Genomic DNA, 20,097 nt, shown 5'->3' with positions numbered 1-20,097 from the left:
AGAAATTGAGCACACCATGTTGATCCAACCCGTTGTCCTGTCTGGCGGCTCCGGCACACGCCTTTGGCCCCTGTCCCGCGAAAAATATCCCAAGCAGTTGCTGCCATTGATTGGGGAAGACTCTTTGCTGCAAGCGACCGTGCGACGGGTAGAGGGCATTGCTGGCGCAGAGTTGGCACCTCCCATGGTCGTGAGTAACGAGGAATACCGCTTCGTGATCGCAGAACAACTGCGCCTGATGGGGAAACCGGGCACCATCGTGCTCGAACCAGCCGGAAGAAATACGGCCCCAGCCCTCACACTGGCTGCATTGTCCGCTATGAAAAACGGTGCGGATCCGATCCTGCTGGTGATGCCCGCCGATCACGTCATCACCGACGCTGCGGCGTTTCGCCGCGTTGTGGGTCAGGGTGCTGCACTGGCAGCCATGGGCGCTGTGGTTACCTTTGGCATCACCCCTGATGCCCCGGAGACCGGCTATGGCTACATACAGTCCGGCCTTGCTTACAAAGGCAGCACAGATTCAAACAGCCCCAATGCAGCGAAACTGATCGCGCGGTTTGTGGAAAAACCCGACCTGACCACGGCACAGGCCTATCTGGATGAAGGCTCTTACCTCTGGAACAGCGGCCTGTTCATGATGCACGCCTCCGTCTGGCTGACTGCCATTGGCGCATGCCGCCCCGATATCCTGGCGGCCTGTCAAACCGCATGGGACCAAGGTTCTGCAGACGGTGAGTTTGTTCGTGTTGGCAAGGACGCCTTTGCCAAGTGCCCCAGCGACTCCATCGACTATGCAGTGATGGAGCGCATGACGGCCCATGCGGCCGTTTCCGACTCAGCCACCAAGGCCTTGCCCCCGGGCGTGGTGATTCCCCTGTCCGCAGGCTGGTCCGATGTCGGGGCCTGGGATGCCCTTTGGCAAGTGCTGCCCAAAGATGCCCACGGCAATGTTTTCCACGGCGATGTATTGCTGCAAGACTGCCGGGACACGCTCGCCTTTTCGGAAAATCGCCTGATTGCCTGCGTGGGCGTCAGTGATTTGGTGGTGGTTGAAACTGCTGACGCGATTTTGGTCGCACACAAGGACAAAACCCAGGACGTCAAGAAGATCGTCGACCAACTCAAAAAATCAGGCCGCTCCGAAGGGCAATTGCACCGCAAGGTATTTCGCCCCTGGGGCTGGTACGACAGCGTCGACAACGGCGAACGTTTTCAGGTCAAGCGCATTGTGGTCAAACCCGGTGCCACCCTGTCCCTGCAGATGCACCATCACCGGGCCGAACACTGGATTGTGGTCAGTGGCACTGCGAAGGTAACGCGAGGCGATACCACCTTCCTGTTGTCGGAGAATGAGTCCACCTTCATCCCCCTGGGAACAACCCATCGACTTGAAAATCCAGGGCGTGTGGCACTGGAGATGATTGAGGTACAGTCGGGCTCCTATTTGGGTGAGGACGATATCGTTCGGTTTGAGGATGTATACGGGCGTTAGACCCTGGTGATCCCGCTGTTGAAAGGGAGCAGACATGAAAAATTCTGAAGCGAGAAAAGCTTTGCATCAGGGCTTGCGCAAGGTCTTTTCATTTCTGCCGCGCGCCGCCCGCTTTGCGATTTACCGCTCGTTCGTTGATTGCGACCCCAATCCGGATCCACGACTGGTTCTGAAAATCGCCGAGACCCGGGAAGAACTGGAAGCCTGCTTCAAACTGTTGCACGATGCCTACGTGAGCAGTGGCTTCATGCAGCCCGATCCGTCCGGCATGCGGGTAACCATCTACCACGCACTGCCAACCACCACCACACTCTGTGCCAAGTTCGATGGCGAGGTGGTGGGCACCATGTCACTGATTCGTGAAAGCGTTTTTGGCTTCCCGTTGCAAGCTATTTTTGATCTGAATCAAGTGCGCTCCCATCGCGGCAATATTGCGGAGGTGTCGGCACTGGCTGTACACCCGAAATTCCGAAAAACCGGTGGAGCCATTCTTTTTCCCCTGATGAAGTTCATGTATGACTATTGCACGACCTTCTTTGACACCCGCCATCTGGTCATCGCCGTCAATCCGAACCGGATTGAAATGTACGAATCTTTATTGTTCTTTGAGCGACTGACCGAAAGCTCGGTCGCGAACTATGATTTCGCCAACGGCGCTCCCGCTGTCGGTGCATCGCTTGATTTGTACCGCGCACCGGATATCTTTGAGCAGGTGTATGGCGGGAAAAAACTGCGGCGAAACCTGCATAACTACTTCATCAAAACGGTCCTGCCCAATATTGTTCTCCCCAACCGACGCTACTACACAACCAACGATCCGGTCATGACGGCGGACCTGCTGGATTACTTTTTCAATCAACGAACCCAGGTTTTCGCCAAGCTTGACACTCGGAAAAAGAGCCTGCTGCAATCGATCTACAACCTGGCAGCGTACCGAAGCGTTTTGCCCACTATTCCTGCAGAGTCTGTCAGCCAGCATCCTCTTCGCAAACACCAGCGTTACTCGGTCAAATGCCCCGGCATCCTGCACGTCGACGTCGCCGGCAAGCACGAGATCTACAAACTCAAGATCGTTGAACTGTCCGAATATGGTTTTCAAGCCTTGTCGCGAGTCGCCCTGCCACTCCATACCTGGGGCGAAGCCAGCATTCAACTGGGAAAAACCGAAAGATCAACTGTCAAAGTCATGGTCGTTCGCAACAAGGCCAACGGGTTCCAGGGGTCCTTTGGATTCAAGCTGGCCGAGCCCGATTTGTCCTGGACAAAATTTGTCAATGCGCTTCAATCCGGCACCACCCATGACGACCTTGAATACGCTACCCGCTTCCTGACCGAATGAATAAATTCAGCGCTTCAGGCGCAAGAAGATTCTTGCACCAATCCCTTCGCAAGGTCTTCTCGTTTTTCCCTCGTTCCTTGAGATTTGCGGTTTACCGGTCATTTGTGGATTGCGACCCGAAGCCCGATCCGCGCCTGGTCCTCAAGATCGCCGAAACGAAAGAGGAACTGGAAGCGTGCTTCACCCTGCTTCATGATGCTTATGTCAGCAGTGGTTTCATGCAGCCAGACCCATCGGGCATGCGCGTCACCATTTACCACGCGTTACCCACCACCACGACCTTGTGCGCCAAATTTGATGGCGAAGTGGTCGGCACACTCTCCCTGATCCGCGAAAGCGTTTTTGGCTTTCCCTTGCAGTCCATTTTCAACCTGCATGGTGTTCGGGAGAAGAGCGGAAACATCGCCGAAGTATCGGCGCTGGCCGTCCATCCGAAATTCAGGAAAACAGGAGGCTCCATCCTGTTTCCCCTGATGAAGTTCATGTACGAGTATTGCACCACTTTTTTCGATACACGCCATCTGGTGATTGCCGTCAACCCCAACCGGATCGAGATGTACGAATCCCTGTTGTTCTTTGAGCGGCTGGTAGAAAATTCGGTGGAGCACTACGACTTCGCCAACGGTGCACCGGCCGTGGGTGCATCGGTTGACCTGCATCTGTCTCCCGGGATTTTCAAGCAGGTCTACGGCAAAAAACCCCGGCGAAAAAATCTCTACCTGTACTTCATGCGAACCAAGCTGCGCAACATTGTGATGCCCAGCAGGCGCTATTTCACAACCAACGATCCGGTCATGACCGCCGATCTGCTGGATCATTTTTTCAACCTCCGCACCCAGACATTTCATCAGCTGTCCGAGAGAGAGCGGGGACTGCTGCACTCCATCTACAACCTGCCTGGGTACAAGCGGGTATTGCCGGTGGTTTTTTCAGAGTCGAGCTTTCGCAACCGCCAGCGCAAGCACCAGCGCTACTCGCTCAAATGCCCGGGCAGCTTCTGCGCCATCGGCACCGAAAACAGTCCGGTTCAGTCACTGCGCGTGGTGGAGTTGTCGGACGACGGTTTTCTGGCCCACTCCAAAGACCCTTTGCCGACCGGCGTTTGGGGCGAGGTCAACATTCACTTGGGGAGCGAGGAACGATCGGTCATGAAAGCCATGGTCATGCGCGGCAAACACAATGGGAGCTCCGGCTTCTATGGCTTCAAACTGGCAGAACCCGATTTACCCTGGCGCAAACTGGTTGGCGCACTGAAGGCGGGCACGACCCATGACGACCTCGATAATGCCACCCAGTTCCTGCTGGATGGGACGCATTGATAGCGAGCGCTCAGTTGCCTTTGCCCCGTTTCAATAGCTCCAGAACATGCCGTGACGGTATGGCGTAGCTGATCCCGGACGGGTTGGTCAGGGCCGACTCGCGGGTTCCCTTGATGAACACCATATTGACAACGCCCAGGACCTCACCCGTCTCCGGGTCGAACAATGGACCCCCGCTATTGCCCGGGTAGGCGGTTCCATCGAGCTGAAATACATTGAAGCTGGCGCCCCCACGAAGGCTGCGTATGGTCTTTTCGTTGAGTTGCTGGGCAGTCGGCGTTGGCAACGCCGCCGCCGCAATGGAGGAGATCATTCCCCGATGCGTCACCGGAGAAAATCCTAACGCCCCCCCGATGGGAAAACCCATGAAAGCGATGGCCTGCCCCTCCTGAACCGATCCCGAGTCTCGCACCGTGAACGAGGTCACCGCAGGGCCTTCAAACCGCAGCAAGGCCAGATCATGCAGCTTATCCACTTCAAGCACCGTCACGGGCCGCATTTGCAACTCGTTTTGCCCCGTTCGAATCTGCACAACCAGAGCGGCGTCCACATCCTCCTCGGCGGGCTGCTGCAAGACATGTGCATTGGTGACCACCAGATTCCCCGTGCCCAGATTGCCGTGACTGACCACAAAGCCGGTACCTCTGAGCGAAAAGCGTGGACTGTTGGTGCTCTTGAAGGTGCCCACAATCACCACAGCGCCCTTGACCTTGCCGATCGTGCCAGCCAAGTCTGCCCTGGTCGGTCCGGCAACAAGCATGGCAACAACAGCCAGAACGAAAGAAACCAGCCCATTCTTCATGTTGAAACTCCCTACGTGGTAAGTACTTTGCGCGCCATTCAATTATGCGGCGTTTGGCACCGATGACTTGAATAAGGCATCATCATTCCAGGTTTTCGATGACGTTGCCGACTTTTCTACATGCGCTACCATTGAAGGCACATCCGCCCTGCCCGAGCCTTACATGCCTGAAATCACCCCCTCCTGGTTTTCCAACCCTCACAAGCTGCGCGCCCTCACATTTGTACTGCTGACGTCGCTTGGCGCGCTTGCGAATCAGCAAACCTGGGCGGCAGACGCCAAGGCCTCCAAATACTATGAGGATGCCCTGGTTCGGTATGAGAAGAAAGACATCAATGGCGCCATCATTCAGTTAAAAAATGCGTTGCAGATCGACAAGAACATGTTGCCCGTGCAAATGCTGCTCGGCAAAGCCCTGCTCCAGAACGGCGAGGTGGCATCCGCAGAGGTGGCCTTCACCGAAGCCTTGCGCCTGGGTGTGAACCGCGCTGAGGTGGTGATTCCCCTGGGACAGGCCTTTCTGGCCCAGGGCAAACACAAGCTTCTTCTTGAGCAACAGCAATTTGCCCTGAGTGGCTTGCCCTCCAGCGCGCAACTGCAGCTCCTGCTGTTGCGGGCCAGCGCCAGCGCCGACCTGGGTGACTTGCGGGCAGCCATGCGAGCCGTTGAGGAAGCGCGTACGATTGATCCGAAGTCTCCCGCCGTATGGCTTGCGGAAATTCCAGTACGCATTCGCTCGCGTCAATTCAAGGAGGCCAGCGCGGCCGTTGAACGGGCATTGACTTTGGCGCCTGACTCCGGCGAGGCCTGGTACCAAAAGGGCTCCATCGCACACGTGTCGGGCGATATTCCTGCCACCCTGGCCGCCTACGATCGGGCTCTCAAGCTGGATGCAGGGCACATCGAAGCGCGCGTAGCCCGAGCCGGCCTGTACCTGGACCTCAACCGCTACCCCGATGCCGCCAAAGACGTAGAGGAACTCAGACGCACGGCTCCCGGCGAACCGCGTGCAGCCTATCTCCAGGCACTTTTGGCGGAACGCGACAACAAGCCGGAATTGGCGATGGCCGCCTTGAAGGAAGTGACGGCACTGATCGATCCCGTGCCCATTGAATTTATCCGTTATCGCACCCAGCTGCTGATGCTCAATGGACTGGCGCACTTTGGACTGAACGAGCGGGAAAAAGCCAAGCAGTTCTTTGAAATTTTCCAAAGACAACAAGGCAACACCCCGGCATCCAAACTGCTGGCGCAGATCTACCTCAGTGAGTCCAATACCGACCGGGCCATTGACGTGCTGGAAGCCTACCTGAAGGCCAACCCATCTGATGGACAGGCGATGACCTTGCTGGGTTCGGCACTCATGTCCAAAGGACAACATGCCAAGGCCGCATCCCTGATGCAGCAGGCCCTGAAATCCAAAGATACACCGGCACTTCGTACCGTGCTCGGCTTGAGCCTGATCCGCAGCGGTCAGGCGGGCAACGGGGTTGCCGAGTTGGAAACGGCCTACAAACAAGACTCGACCCAAACCCAGGCAGGCACCGCCCTGGTTGGTTTGTACTTGCGAATGGGACAAGCCGCCAAGGCAGTCGCCGTAGCCGAAGGGCTTGTGCGGCAACAGGCCTCCAACGCCAGTTTTTTCAATCTGTTGGGCATGTCGCACGCTCAGGCTGGCAATCTGACGGCGGCCAGAACAGCCTTTGAGCAGGCGAACAAGCTTGACGCCAGCTTCGCGTCCCCTCAAATCAATCTTGCGCGTATCGAAATCGCCAGCAAAGCCTATGACGCCGCTGCAAAGCGGCTGGCAGCGATCCTCAAAACCGACGAGAAAAATACGGAAGCCATGTTTGAGATGGCGACACTGTCGGATCGCCAGGGTCAAGGCGCCGAAACTCAACGCTGGCTGGAAAAGGCCAGTGATCTCGCGGGCCCCAAGGAGGTTCGCTACGGATTGGCGCTTTCGGAGTTCCATTTGCGTGGGGGGCGCCCCGGCCTGGCGCTGGAGTCGGTCAAAAAGGTTTCTGGCAAGCTGCCCGATGATCTGTCCGTTCTGCTGGCTTATGCCAAGGCTCAATTGGCAAATGGCGACAGCGCCAGCGCAAAAAGCACCTTGACCAGCGCCACCCGCGTCGCCGAATACAACCCGCCTTTGCAGGTGCAAATCGCCGTCATGCAACTTGCGGCCAACAACGTGGCCGGTGCGGCCTACAGTCTGGAAAAGGCCCTTTCCACCCAGCCCGATTTCTTGCCCGCCATGGCCTTGATGACTGAAGTGGAATTACGCCAGGGAGAGCCTGCAAAAGCGGAAAAACGCGCCAAGGATATTGCTGCAAGAAACCCCAGACAGGCCATTGGCTACAGCCTGCTGGGCGACGTGGCCCAATCCCGCGGCCAGACCGCAGTCGCGCTGGAGGCCTACCGACGCGCCCACACAACAGAGCCATCGACAGAGACCTTGCTACGCTTGTTTCGAAGCCTGTCCAGCCAGGACGGTGGCAAACCCGCCCTGCAACTTGCAGAACAATGGATGAAATCGCATCCGAAAGATGGCTCGGTCCAGCGGGCACTGGCAGATGGGTATGCCCGCAGTGGCAACTTTCCGGCGGCGCGGACAGCCTATGAGCACCTGCTGAAGCTCACATCTGACGACGGACAGATCCTGAACAATCTTGCCAATGTCCTGCTCCGCCTCAAAGACCCCGGCGCGGTCAAGATCGCGGAACAGGCCGTCACCAGAAATCCCGGCAATCCAAACGCCATCGACACATTAGGCTGGGCCTTGTTTCAAGCAGGTCAGACTGATCGCGCTTTGCAATTGCTGCGCGATGCGCGCTTGCGCGCGCCAGGCAACCCCGATATTCGTTATCACCTGGCCGTGGTTTTGGCCCAAACGGGGCGCAAAACTGAAGCAAGGGAGGAGCTGGAAACAGCCTTGAAAACGGGAGGCACCTTCGAAAGTGCAGCAGAAACCCAGGCTTTGCTGAAATCGCTGAAATAGCATCACACCTGCAATTTGTGTCGAATTTTTTTACAAATGCATCATTCCTGTTACCAAGCGCATTCGTAACTAATTGATACATATGAAGATTTCAAATATGGCACGATTTTCGCATGGTTTTAATTATTGAATTTGATCAGTAAGCTTTTAAACTTGACTGATCCCCAATTTTTTTGAGGACAGAGACCATGAAATCCATTCGTTCACGACAACTTGCTCAATCTCTGGTGTTGCTGGCCTTGTCGACGCTCGGTTCATCCGCTTTTGCCTTGTCCACCTGGAATTTCAGTGGCGGTTGCGGCGCAGTCAATGGCTCCACCAACAATGCCACCCTGACCTGTGCAGAATCCAGCGCCAACGCAAGCGCAGTCACTGTGACCGCATGGTCTGTTGCGACCACCGCCGGGGCAAACTACGCAGCGGCCAGTGTTGGCTACTACAACCCCAATGGTTTTGGCGTCACCTATTCTGCCGGCACTGGCTATTCTGCCGAGTCGACCAGCAACCCCCAGCACACGCTGGATAATTCTGGACGCACAGAATTGCTCATGCTCAACTTCGGCAGTTCGTCTGTTGACCTCAACGGCGTCAAAATTGGTTACAAAGCAAACAGTTCCGGCGGCTCTACCGGGGCCGATGCTGACATCAGCGTATTCCGTTTTACCGGTGCCGCGCTACCTTCCCTGAGCCTGTCAACCATTGCGTCGCTCGCAGCCAATTCCGCTGGCGGATGGGAGCTGGTGGGCAACTATGCCGATCTGGTGACTGGCACGAACAAGACAGTGAACACCACCGACAAGACATCCAGCTGGTGGCTGATCAGTGCCTATAACTCCGGCTATGGCGCAGCTACCGGCACCGATCAGGGCGCAGCCAATTCTGGCGGGGTCACGGGCCTGCAAAACGGCAATGATTATTTCAAGGTTTTGTCGGTTGCGGGCAATGCCACACCGAAGACAAATGTGCCAGAGCCAGGCTCCATGGCGTTGCTCGGTCTTGGCTTGGTAGGCTTGGTGGCCAGCCGTCGCCGCGGTCAAAAATCAGTCTGACCTGTACAGCCCCCCCCAAAAAAATAGCACTGGTATCCAGTGCTATTTTTTTGATTTTTTCTCGGTCAAGCCTCCGTAGAATATGGACAGTATGCTATATATTAAATAGCATCCTATTCAGGCAAAGCAGGGATTTCAGACTTTTTCAGGGAACCTTGCCATCCAGGCCTTGCGAACCAGATGAGGGACGACCAGGTGCAAGGGCATGCGCAAAACATGTGAACGCACGTAAAGTAGCCAGCGCGCCAGACCGGTCCAGCGCGTGTCACAGCTGGGGTGCTCCGGCCGCAACGCCAAACCCAATAGCCAAGCCATCGCCACTCGTGCGAGAGCTGGGGGGCCAAGTCGCTGGATCCGGTCGCTCCATTCGGGCGGGGCTCCCGTCCCGAACAAACGCCTGATATGCAGCAGCGCATGGAACAGGGGAATTCCCAGATCAAGCTCATCCGCCCGCTCGAATAGTCGGGGCCAGAACGCCGGCTGGCGTCCGAAGTACGCCAGCAGATCCTTCAGGTCCAGCAGGTCACGCAGCCCATGGTCAAACTCACCTTCCTGGAACAGGTGCACGGCACTGTGCAGCACCATATCCTCCGGCGCCAGAACAAACAGGTCGGCCATGCCATCAACTGCCGCCTTGCGGTCGAGCAACAGCGCGCCATCGACCTTGTAGCGCGAAGTAGGCGGCGTGATCGTGTGGTGAACGTCAATGACAGTGCGCCGCAGTACATGCGTCAGCGGCGGAATCTCATGCATCCATTCACGGTAGTAGCGCTGGTTGTAGGGGTCGCGTTCGTCACTGATCCAGCCGGCACGAAACAAGGCGCCTTCAATTTCCGCCAGAAGCGCCCGCGGGACCATGATGTCGATGTCTGAAAACAGACGGCCACGCCGGGGCGGCAACTGCGCCACGAAATAGGCCGCCCCCTTGAGCATGACCACGGGGCAATCAACATGCTTCAGGGCACGCCGGATACAGTCCACTTCCCATTGCACCTGATGGTGTTGGCGATCGATCAGTCGCAACGCCCCTTCGAGATAGCGCCGCGGCTGCGCCGGGACCGTTGAGAGCCAATTTTGAGCCGCATAGTGCTGGGCCAAGCGCCCCAGCAATCTGGATTGCCGGGCTTGCCCCAGAAGAGTTTCCCACTGCTGGGGCGTCAGCTGAAGCTGTCGATCGGTCTGTGCCCAAACGCTGGAGAGAAGATCCGGCGTCATCCCCGCTCCTTCGCCACGAGATTGTCAAATACTGCTACCGCATCTTCGAGTTGACTGTAGCGGAAATCGAAACAGTCACTGACAGATATAACGTTGGACAACACCTCAAACCCCGTCAGTCCGAGCACCGTGTAATTGAATGAATTACGCCCCAGTTCCAGCATGCTGTTGGCTTTGGAACGCTGCGTGAGCTCTGCAGGGGCATCAGACACATATTTGGGAAATATCACCCAACGAGGTCGGGCCCGCTCAGCCAGGCGCTGCACATGCTCGGTGGGCACTTTCATGTGGCTGACTGATCCCTTGGAGGTGTCATGCGTCACTTGATTCATCACAACGCGCGGGACAAAATTCCGAATCACCGCCAGGGACTGATTCTTCAAACTAACCGGGCGCCCCAGAGGCGTTATCAGCCCATCCGTCAATGAAATCAAGGTCAGTTCATCTGACAAAAGACGCCAACCACGATTGACCAAACCCGCGCACAGGGTACTCTTCCCCGAACCAGGTGGCGCCGGCATGATCACGGCGCAACCCTCGCGTTCCATCACGGCGGCGTGCAGCGTCAGGTAATGATGGGCCTGCGTAGAGATACACCAGTTCATCGCCCATTCAAGCAGGGGGAAAGCGTGATCCATGGGCAACACCGCAAAGGGACTTTCGCCATCGTAGAGAAACCGGACTTGGGGGCGCCACAAACGCCGTAAGCCACCGCTGGGTGCCAGGGTCACTGTGAAGTCAATGAACTCTCCGTCGTCTACAAGGGGATAGTCTGCATAGAGCAAGATCAAACCTTGCGCGACCGACTCTATGGCCGAAAGAATTCTGAAATTGAACGGTCCTGTGCGAATCAACAAGCCCGGCCCACGAAGTCGACGCCGTACTTCGACGGCGCTCAAGCTGGACAAGATCATGGGGCGGTCGACTCAATCAAGCCAACAGAAACCAGCTGCTCCAGGGTATTGATCAACACCGAGGACAGCTCAGCATTGTTGGGCAACTGCAATTCGTCGGCCACTTGGGCACCCAGTGCCGGCAAGTCCTGGGGACCGGCCTCGAGCATCATCAGGGTTGTGGCTGTGAAGGTGTCCATCTGATGGGTCTGGCCTGACCCAACATCAAACACGGCCCATTCGCCACTCCAGCATCGCCAGTGAAGGGATGCCAATTCGTTCAACTGCCAAGCCACGGCTCAATGATTTTCAGTACGAAAGCCTAATGCAATAACTTGCACCTGGCTCGACACTTCTTACGGAGTATGCGTTTCCATGTAGGTCTTGAAGAAGGTCAAGGCATCCTGATACACCGTAATACTCGGCGAGTTATAGAAATCGAGCACTTGCTGGCCGGAGTAGGGGAAGTTGAAGCTGTGCGACAAGGCATTCAACCATGCGCAAACCCAATGAAACTCATCGGTATTCGAAAACTTGCTGATCGGCTCTTGTGGCTCCATGATTTGAAAGAGAGACGGCTTGGATCCATCGGTATTTCTCAATGTGCATTTGGTAAACACCACATCGCATTTCGTATTGAAGGTCCAGCCATTCGGAAGGGTCGGCCATGCGCGCTTGGGAACAATTTTGCCGTCCACGATCTGCGACTGTCCCCACCATCCTGGGCTGTAACCGCCACAGACTGGCGTGGTCGTCGGCGTCGCAGAATGCACACCCGAATGCATACCGGAAACACTGCACTGATGCTTGCCATCAAAAGTCAGCAAACTCTGACCCGCCAAAGTTTGAAGCGGCACCGTAGCTGCCAACACCGCCGAACCTTTGCCAACGCCTTTGAGGAGAACACGACGACGCGCGATGGCGGCAGATGACAATGCCTCTGCCTTGGCCCGTCCGGTCGATTCAGTATTTTCAATGTTCATATGGATTCCCTCGCGTACTCGCAATGTTCAATGTTAACCACCTCCGGCGACTACCTGCGTGAACTAGATCACGAATCCGCCTGGATTCTGCCCTCAAAGGCACCTTCAACTTATTCTGAATGGATTCAGAATGAGCCCGCCTCTGTGTATGCATATTTCATGCCGAGCCCAGTAAACCTTTGATCTATCTCGCTATTTTCTTGTGCATCAACGCCGCGAGCAAGGAAGTGTAAAAAAATCCGACAACCCTACAAGTTCTTCAAAAGCGCCGTGACTTCGGCTTGGGCCGCAAGCTTGTCACCCAATTTGGCCAACTCATCCAACTCCTTTCGGGCCAAGTCCTTTTTGCCGCCTTTGATATGGATCTTGGCCAGATTCAACTTGAACAAGGTGTTCTGAGGTTGCAACTTCACCACTCTGCTTTGCAGGTCCAGCGCTTTCGCGTAGTCCCCCTTATCTGACAGCAAGACAGCCAAGGTGTCCATGAAAGCCGGTTGATTCGGCGCCAAGGCATTGGCTTTCTCGGCCAAAGCGATCGCGCCCTCTTTGTTGAGCCTTGCGGTCACCCATGCCAGATTGTTGTAGGCCACCGCATTGTTGGCCTGCAATTTGGTCACTGCGGTGTAGTACTTTTCTGCCCCACTGTAGTCTTTGCGCACAATCGCGCCATCGCCTAAATAGAGGAGGATGGCCGTGTCTTTGGGATTGTCCTTTTGCCAGGTCGCTGCAAATTTGTCCGCATCTGCCGTTTTGCCTGATGCGAGCAAGGCTGAATGAAGCTTGATTGCCAACTCCGGTGAATTCACCTGCTTGAGGCCATCACGGTAAGCCGTTGCAGCACCATCCCAATTCTTCTGTGTGGCATTGATATCGCCTTCCATGACAAAGCCTACGGCTTCCTTGGGTCGCTGTTTTTGCACCGTCCGCGCCGTCGTCACCGCGTCGGAAACCCTCTTGGCGTCAAGATGCAGCAATACCATGGCGCGCTGCGCTTCCAGCAGGTCGGGCTGGATCTCCAGCGCCTTGCGCAAACTTGCAGTTGCCGCATCCTTGTCTTTGGCAGCCATATGAACGTCGGCCAAGCGCAGATACGGCTGCGGCGACAGCGCTTGCATGCCCGCCAGCTTGTTGTAAGTAGCGACGGCCTGATTGAATTCGCCGGACGCCTGCTGAGTGCGACCCAATGCATCCAATGCCTCGGGACTGTTGGGAAGAGCTGCCACGGCGTTTTGGGCCGCAGACGACGCCGCTTTAACATCCTTATTGCGCAAATAATAGTCAATCAGCAACAAGCGCGGCGCCATCTCCGTGGGGTTTGCCGCGACAGCATTGCCAATCAACTTGGCGACTTCGTCTGTTACCGCACCCGATCTCGCGGCGAGGTCGGCCAACCCGAGTAAGGCCTGGCCATTTTTGGGATCCTTGGCCAGTACGGCTTCAAATCGTTTCTTCGCTTCATCCGGCTTTTTGTCCGCAATGTCCAAGGCAGCCAAACTGGCCACAGCCGGAAAGTAGGTCGGATCAATCACCAAGGCCCGCTCAAAACTCTTTCTCGCACCGGCGACATCCTGTCTGGCCAAAAGGGTTCTACCCCGCAAATTTGCCGCCAAAGGCTTGTCCGCCTGCTTCTTTTCCAGGGCATCAATCGCGCTCAATGCCTTGTCAAACTCCTGGCGTCTTAAATGTGCGCTGATCAAGGCCAAATCGGCCGTGGTGCCCGCATCCGATGCCGCAATATCCTGCAACTCGCTGAACGCCGACTCAACCTGGCCACTCATCATGTGTGTGAGCGCAAGGGAAGTCCGCTTTCTGGCGTCCTGGGGTGCCTGCTTGCTCGCCCGCGCGAAATATTCTTCGGCTTTCTTGACGTCGCCATTTTGCAGGTACACCTCGCCCGCTACGGATAACAACTCAGGGTCAGATTTTTCGCGGCTCAAACCGGGCAGCAAGGTGGCCAGCGCCTTGGCTGGCTGTCCTGAACGCAAATGAGCCATCACCAACAAACGGCGTGCCAAAGGAAGCTCCGGCGCCAACTGCAAGGCCTTGCTCAAATACACTTCCGCCTGCGCCGGCGAATTGAGCTGCAGTTCTGCCGCACCCGCCAACTGCAAGCCCTGCACATTGTTGGGAACGACCTTCAGCACCTGCTGCACCAGTTCCCTGGTCGATTTGAAGTCTTTCTTCTGATACGCCAGTTGAGCTTCCAAATACCGGGCTTGCGGATGATTCGCCGCCACTTTCTTCAGTTGCTCCAGTTGCGCTGCCGCGTCCGCAAGATTGTTCTGTTGCAGCAGCAGCGTGACGATCGCTGTATGACCCAACAGGAAGTCAGGCTTGATCTCCACCGTTTTGCGAAAGGCTGTCAAGGCCTCTGGCGCCTGATTCTTAAGAATCAGCAAGATATCGCCTTTGAGTTTCCACGCCTCATGGCTCTTGGGAGATTTTGCAATGACATCCTCAACCATGGCCAACGCCCCATCAGCGTCTTGTTGTCCCGCCTTCTGCCGCGCTTGGGCAATCAAGGCTGGCACATAACCAGGTTCGGCCACCAAGGCCGCCTTCAGCGACTCACGCGACAAGTCCGTCTTGCCCTGCAAGCCATAGGCTGCAGCGAGCGTGGTCAGAAAACTGGCCTTGGCGGACGGCTGGGTCAATTCGAACTTGGCCAACTCATCCGTCAACTTCTTTGTCTGCCCCTGTGCCAGCAAGGCCTTTGCCAACAGCGGCAGAACCAGGTCTTGCGGGTGTTTCAAATCCAGTGCCTTGCGCAGCTCAGCCTCTGCCCCGACCGGATCCCCGCTGTCCAGAAGCGCCGTACCCAACAGGAAGCGGGCCTCCGGCAGATCCGGGTTGCTCTGCAATGCATTTTTAATCTGAATGACAGCAGCCTTGCTGTCGTTTTTGGCCAGATAGTCCTTGGCCGAAGTCAGCATCGCCTCAGGCCTTTCGCCACAGGCGGAAAGCAGCAGACAGACCAGTGCGGCAGACAATGCCACGTTCAAATGCGTTTTCTTGAAATTCATATCGTTCCCTGAGAATAAATTGAAGGTGCCGCCAACCGGTTACTTCAGACCCAATCGGTGCATCAAATCGTAAAGCGTAGGCCGACTCACCCCCAACAATTCGGCCGCCTTGACCATATTTCCATTGACTCGCCCCATGGCCGCAATGATCGCGCGCTTCTCGGCGGCGTCCCTGATCAAACGCAGGTCCAGCGAAGTATCAACTTCGTCCGATGACAGGGCTGTCAAACCCACATCATCAGCAGAAATCTGGTTACCGTCCGCCATGATGGTGGCACGCTTGATACAGTTTTCCAATTCACGAATATTGCCGGGCCATGAATGCACTTCAATCGCCCTGACTGCATCTTCTACCAGCGTCATGGCAGAACGGTTTTGCTCTTGCGCAAAACGTCGCACGAACGCGTGAGCCAGCAGTGCTGCGTCTCCCACACGATCCCGCAACGGCGGAATATTCACCACAATTTCAGCCAGTCGGTAGTACAAATCCTCACGAAACCGGCCTTCTTTGCTAAGCGCCTTCAAATCCTGGTGCGTCGCACAAACGATGCGCACATCGACCGGAATCTCCTGACGCCCACCCACGCGTTCAATGGTTCTTTCCTGCAGGAACCGCAGCAGCTTGGCTTGAAGGGAAAAGGGCAAATCCCCTATTTCATCAAGCATCAGGGTACCGCCATTGGCTGTTTCGATCTTTCCGAGCGTCAGTTTGGCGGCACCGGTGAAAGCACCTTTTTCATAACCAAAAAGCTCGCTCTCCAGCAAATTCTCGGGAATGGCGGCGCAGTTGATGGCGACAAATTTCCCGGCGCGACGAGGCGATGCCTGGTGCAGACCACGTGCCAGCACTTCTTTGCCCGTACCGCTTTCACCTAATAGCATGACGGTAGCGTTGCTAGGGGCCACTTTTTCAATTGTCCGACAGATCCGCAGCATTTCGGGGTCGCGTGTCATCAAGCCCGCCAAAGCATCGGGTTGCTGCAGCGCCTGCAGCCGCCTGTTTTCGGCCTGCAGCTCGAACAAACGAAAAGCTCGCTCAACGGTCAGGTTCAGCAACTCGGGCTCGAAGGGTTTGGCAAAAAAGTCATAGGCTCCCATGGCCACAGCGCGCAGGGCATTGACCTGGTCATTTTGTCCCGTGAGCACAATCACCTTGATATCGGGATCAAACGCCATGATCTGCTCGAGCAGCCGGAATCCTTCAGACACTGAATCTGCAGCCGGCGGCAAGCCCAGATCCATCGTAACCACCGCAGGCATGTTTTTACGCAACTGCAGCAAGGCACTTTCGCGGTCATTGGCTGTGACCGACTCAAACCGGTCAAGAGACCATTTGATCTGCTTTTGCAGAGCCAGATCGTCTTCAACGATGAGCAAGGAGCGCGTTTTTTCGGATGTCATTTTGCTTCCAGCGAATGCAGATCTGAAGTCTTGTGGGTTTCAAACAAAGGCAGGCGTATTGTGACCGTTGTTCCCTTGTTCACTTCGCTGTCCACGTCAATTCGCCCGCCCAATTCCTGCACATACTGAAAACTTTCATAAGCCCCAATCCCCATCCCCGCCTGTTTGGTCGTCTGAAACGGCTTGAACAGGCGGTCCCGGATGAAATCCGGCGACATACCATGCCCCGTATCACCCACCACAATCCGGGCCTGATCACCTGAACGATCAAGCCTGAGCCAGACACGCCCATCCATGTCCGTGGCATCGAAGGCGTTCTGGACAACATGCCCAATGATCCGCTCCAGTCGCTCTTCATGGCCGCGCGTATCGACCTCCTGCAGCAATTGAACCTCCAGCGTCCTGCCTCGCCCCGTTGCAACAGCCTCGATACGGCGAATGATCGCGCCGAGGTTCACGCCAAAGGCCGCCCCTGGAGGCGTAGCCCCCTCGCGAAGCTGAAGCATCAGTTGCCGCATCCGGTCCAGCGAATTCTCCACCGTCATCAACATGTCTTGCTGAAATTCGGGATTACTCCCCAGTCGCTTCGCATTTTTCATCATCAACGAGAGCTGCGTCACGATGTTTTTCAAGTCATGCACCACGAACGCAGACATGCGATTGAATGCATCAAACTTGCGAACCTCCAGCAAGGCTTCCGTGGCCTGCATCTGGGCCAGAAAACTGGCGGCCTGCTGTCCTGCAGTTTTAAGCAAGTCATTAACCTCCCAGTTCACATCCATGCGCGCACGCGCACTGGCCAGAACAACAAAGCCGATCAATTCCTCACCGACCATCAAAGGCACGACCAGCCACGCCTGCGCCAATTCCTGCAGCCAGATCGGCAGCTTGAGTTGCCCATAGCGTCGGGAATAAGAACGGTACTCTTCAAGATTGATCACCCAGCCACTGGTCAGCATGAATTGACACAGCGGCGAATTGGCATCTTCTTTCACGGTGGTTTGCGCCATATTCCAGCGCGCTGTTTGACTGAATGCCGTCTCACCAATGGACTTCATCCACAAGCCGCCCGCCGGGCTTTCCAGCATTTCGGCAAGCGCTCGAACAACTTGCTGCCCCATTTCCTGTGGTGAATTCCTGGACGACAGAGTGCGTGTAAACCGGAGCCACTCCTCACGGTAATCGTAGCGATAGCGGAAAAAATGCTTTCCCAAAAACACCCTGAGTTTGGCACGCACCGACCCAGACAGCGCAAGAACCATGAGCAGGATCAGGGCAAAAACTACGAGCCCAAGTTGCAGCGCACGCCCCCATTCACCGCCAAAGTAGCGCACGTAGTAACCCACGCCGGATATGAAGATCAGGTACACACCGGCAATCAGCAGCGTGGCCGAATGAAACGCTGCTTTGGGCGACAGGCGAATTTTGGAAATCCAGTCGCTGCGCCTTGTGCTGGACAGCAGCAACAACGGAACAATCAGGGCATGTACGCCCCCCCGGATGCTGAGCGCATCGCCATCAAGGCGATTGAACAGGACCGCCTGCGAAAACAGATACAGATCGAAAAAATACATGCCTGCCAAGCCCAGGCACAGAGGCTTGATGTTCCAGCGCGAGTCCTCCGTCGCATTGCGAAAAACCTGCTCAAGCAAAACCAATGCATAGACCGGCAACGCCATCGAGCTGAACAGGATCAAGCGGGCGGTGTCCCCCCAAAACCCGATCTCCAAGACCGAGAACAGAAGCGCGAGAAAACCAAATACTGTCAACGCAAGGGCGGCAGCAGCCATCCACGCGAAACCGTCAGACGAGGTCTTGGCTGACTTCGGTCGCAGCAGGACCAGCAGAAATACAAACCAGCAGGCGTATCTGAGCAGGTCAGAAAACGTACCAAGCGTCAGAAAAACAGAATTGGCTGTCAGCAAAAGTGCCAGCCCAAACCACCCCCACAAGGCACTTCCAGTGACGGCTGTCAACACTGCCGTTTTGGACAGTTCACGCGGCGCGGCAGCGTAGCCAAGTTGCAGCAGGCGCAGAGCAAAAGCCGTGTAGGCCAGACCCACCAAGCCATAGCCCCATGCCATCAACGCCAGATTGCCACTGTCCATGGGTCAGAACCCGTGCACCCTACTGCGCGCCCTTGCCGAGCAGGACCACACTGACGGTCTCAAAGAGAACAACAAGATCCAGGAACAGGCTGTGGTTCTTCACGTAATAGAGGTCGTATTGAAGCTTTTCCGCCGAATCCTCGACAGACGCACCATATTGATAACGCACCTGCGCCCACCCCGTTACCCCTGGCTTGACACTTTGACGCACAGCGAAATACGGAATTTCCTGCGTCAACTTGTCCACAAAATAGGGGCGTTCGGGTCGTGGCCCGACCAGACTCATGTCGCCACTCAGCACACTGAAGAGTTGAGGCAACTCATCGATCCGCAGCTTTCGAATGATCCGTCCGACCCGCGTCACACGATCATCCGCGGCAGTTGCCCAACGCGGCTTTCCGTCTTTTTCAGCATCCGTACGCATGCTGCGAAACTTGATGACATTGAACAGCCGCCCATTGAGTCCGACGCGCTCCTGCAAATACAGAATGGGTGCCCCGCTTTCCAGCACGATCAATACGGCGGTCACCAACATGATGGGGAAAGTGAGCAGAATCAACAGTGTCGCGCACACAATATCGAAAAGGCGCTTGACCATGGCACGCAAAAAGCCCTGTTCAAATCCTTCACCAAAAATAAGCCATCCGGCAGATACGGAATCAAGCCGGATCTGACCCAGGGTTTTTTCAAAGTGGGTGGCAATATCGACCACCCGTACACCCTGCAACTTGCAATCCAGCAGCTCGCGCAAGGGCATGCTGCCGCCACGGCGCTCGGACAAGGCAACAACGATTTCATCCACCTGCTCATCCATCACGATATCGGTCAACGACTTGTCGGGTGACAGCAGCCCCCATGCAGAGACTTCTGTTACCGCCTCATTGGGGCTGGCGTAATAGCCAACCAGATCCACGTTGGGATCGGACTTTTTCAGTGTTCTGCCCACCAGCTTGGCACGGGTACCGGTTCCAAAAATCAGGACTCGCTGGCGCATCATCGCCTTAGGCGTGGCGTGGGTCACATAAACACGGTTAACTAGCATCAGGGCGACACCGGCAACCAGGGTCATCAGAAAAATCTTCCCGTCCTGCAATTGAAGCGGAGAAAAACGGAAGATCCCATAGGCCAGCGGCAAAGACAGGCACAGTGACAAAACAGCACGACCACCGGTCTGGCCCAGTGTGCGGCTCTGAACCCGCTGGTAAAAGCCCAGGCTGGCATTGATAACCAAGATACCGGCGGGCAACAAAAGAGATGTTGTGATAACCAGGGACGATACCGAAGCCGGGTCTGCTACCTGGTACAGAATAGCTACCACCAAGGTGGCTACCACCAAGCCGAGGTCAAAAAAAATCTTCATGAGCGTACGCTTATGAAAATAATGATTGAAAATTTTTATCACATTCACGCCCTACATTTCGTAGCTCATATTGAGCCTGACACTTCCCGAACGCAGGCCTACGCAGACG

Annotated in this window: 14 protein-coding genes; 5 read left to right on the top strand and 9 right to left on the bottom strand. The window is 56.0% G+C overall.

Annotated features, from left to right (window positions below; genetic code table 11):
* Positions 1-16: 16 nt before the first annotated feature.
* The 3 genes from IV109_RS04620 to IV109_RS04610 all read left to right on the top strand — a co-directional run bounded on the left by IV109_RS04620 (position 17) and on the right by IV109_RS04610 (position 4,153).
* Complete coding sequence (locus IV109_RS04620; protein ID WP_296692913.1) at positions 17-1,495, top strand: mannose-1-phosphate guanylyltransferase/mannose-6-phosphate isomerase; 1,479 nt, start codon at positions 17-19, stop codon at positions 1,493-1,495.
* A 34-nt stretch (positions 1,496-1,529) separates the two neighbouring features.
* Positions 1,530-2,834, top strand: a complete 1,305-nt coding sequence (locus IV109_RS04615; protein WP_296692910.1) for a GNAT family N-acetyltransferase — start codon at positions 1,530-1,532, stop codon at positions 2,832-2,834.
* Positions 2,835-2,911: 77 nt separating this feature from the next.
* Positions 2,912-4,153, top strand: a complete 1,242-nt coding sequence (locus tag IV109_RS04610) for a GNAT family N-acetyltransferase (protein ID WP_296692907.1) — start codon at positions 2,912-2,914, stop codon at positions 4,151-4,153.
* A 10-nt stretch (positions 4,154-4,163) separates the two neighbouring features.
* Here IV109_RS04610 and IV109_RS04605 read toward each other — a convergent pair whose 3' ends face one another.
* On the bottom strand, positions 4,164-4,955 hold the full coding sequence (locus IV109_RS04605) for a serine protease (RefSeq protein WP_296692905.1): 792 nt from the start codon (positions 4,953-4,955) through the stop codon (positions 4,164-4,166).
* Between the two features lie 163 nt (positions 4,956-5,118).
* Between IV109_RS04605 and prsT (IV109_RS04600) the strand changes: the two genes are divergently transcribed.
* Both prsT (IV109_RS04600) and xdp1 read left to right on the top strand, forming a co-directional pair.
* Positions 5,119-7,956 carry an XrtA/PEP-CTERM system TPR-repeat protein PrsT gene (gene prsT, locus IV109_RS04600; protein WP_296692901.1) on the top strand — a complete coding sequence of 946 codons (2,838 nt, stop codon included), beginning with the start codon at positions 5,119-5,121 and terminating at the stop codon, positions 7,954-7,956.
* A gap of 188 nt (positions 7,957-8,144) precedes the next feature.
* Complete coding sequence (gene xdp1, locus IV109_RS04595; RefSeq protein ID WP_296692898.1) at positions 8,145-9,005, top strand: exosortase-dependent surface protein XDP1; 861 nt, start codon at positions 8,145-8,147, stop codon at positions 9,003-9,005.
* Between the two features lie 135 nt (positions 9,006-9,140).
* Here xdp1 and IV109_RS04590 read toward each other — a convergent pair whose 3' ends face one another.
* From IV109_RS04590 to IV109_RS04555, 8 genes are all read right to left on the bottom strand, one after another.
* A complete protein-coding gene (locus IV109_RS04590) occupies positions 9,141-10,220 on the bottom strand; it encodes a nucleotidyltransferase family protein (protein WP_296692894.1) in 1,080 nt (359 codons plus the stop codon).
* Positions 10,217-11,134 (bottom strand): HprK-related kinase A, encoded by a 918-nt coding sequence (locus IV109_RS04585; protein WP_296692891.1) that lies wholly within the window; start codon positions 11,132-11,134, stop codon positions 10,217-10,219. Before IV109_RS04585 ends, IV109_RS04590 begins: the two co-directional genes overlap by 4 nt.
* Positions 11,131-11,388, bottom strand: coding sequence for an HPr-rel-A system PqqD family peptide chaperone (locus IV109_RS04580; protein ID WP_296692888.1), 258 nt, complete (start codon positions 11,386-11,388; stop codon positions 11,131-11,133). The genes IV109_RS04585 and IV109_RS04580 overlap by 4 nt, the downstream gene beginning before the upstream one ends.
* Before the next feature lie 81 nt (positions 11,389-11,469).
* Positions 11,470-12,096, bottom strand: a complete 627-nt coding sequence (locus IV109_RS04575; RefSeq protein WP_296692886.1) for a hypothetical protein — start codon at positions 12,094-12,096, stop codon at positions 11,470-11,472.
* A 248-nt stretch (positions 12,097-12,344) separates the two neighbouring features.
* Positions 12,345-15,119 (bottom strand): XrtA/PEP-CTERM system TPR-repeat protein PrsT, encoded by a 2,775-nt coding sequence (prsT, locus tag IV109_RS04570; RefSeq protein ID WP_296692884.1) that lies wholly within the window; start codon positions 15,117-15,119, stop codon positions 12,345-12,347.
* Between the two features lie 39 nt (positions 15,120-15,158).
* Positions 15,159-16,520 (bottom strand): PEP-CTERM-box response regulator transcription factor, encoded by a 1,362-nt coding sequence (gene prsR, locus IV109_RS04565; protein WP_296692882.1) that lies wholly within the window; start codon positions 16,518-16,520, stop codon positions 15,159-15,161.
* Positions 16,517-18,628, bottom strand: coding sequence for an XrtA/PEP-CTERM system histidine kinase PrsK (gene prsK / locus IV109_RS04560; protein ID WP_296692879.1), 2,112 nt, complete (start codon positions 18,626-18,628; stop codon positions 16,517-16,519). Before prsK ends, prsR begins: the two co-directional genes overlap by 4 nt.
* A 19-nt stretch (positions 18,629-18,647) precedes the next feature.
* The gene (locus IV109_RS04555; protein WP_366834227.1) at positions 18,648-19,988 is read right to left on the bottom strand and encodes a TIGR03013 family XrtA/PEP-CTERM system glycosyltransferase; all 1,341 of its coding nucleotides are present in this window, start codon (positions 19,986-19,988) and stop codon (positions 18,648-18,650) included.
* Between the last annotated feature and the right edge of the window lie 109 nt (positions 19,989-20,097).

Origin of the sequence: Rhodoferax sp. (genome assembly GCF_018780565.1) — a bacterium.
Taxonomy (GTDB): Bacteria; Pseudomonadota; Gammaproteobacteria; order Burkholderiales; family Burkholderiaceae_C; genus Rhodoferax.
Note: the sequence above shows the minus strand (reverse complement) of the source record. Positions and strands in the feature narration are given on the sequence as shown.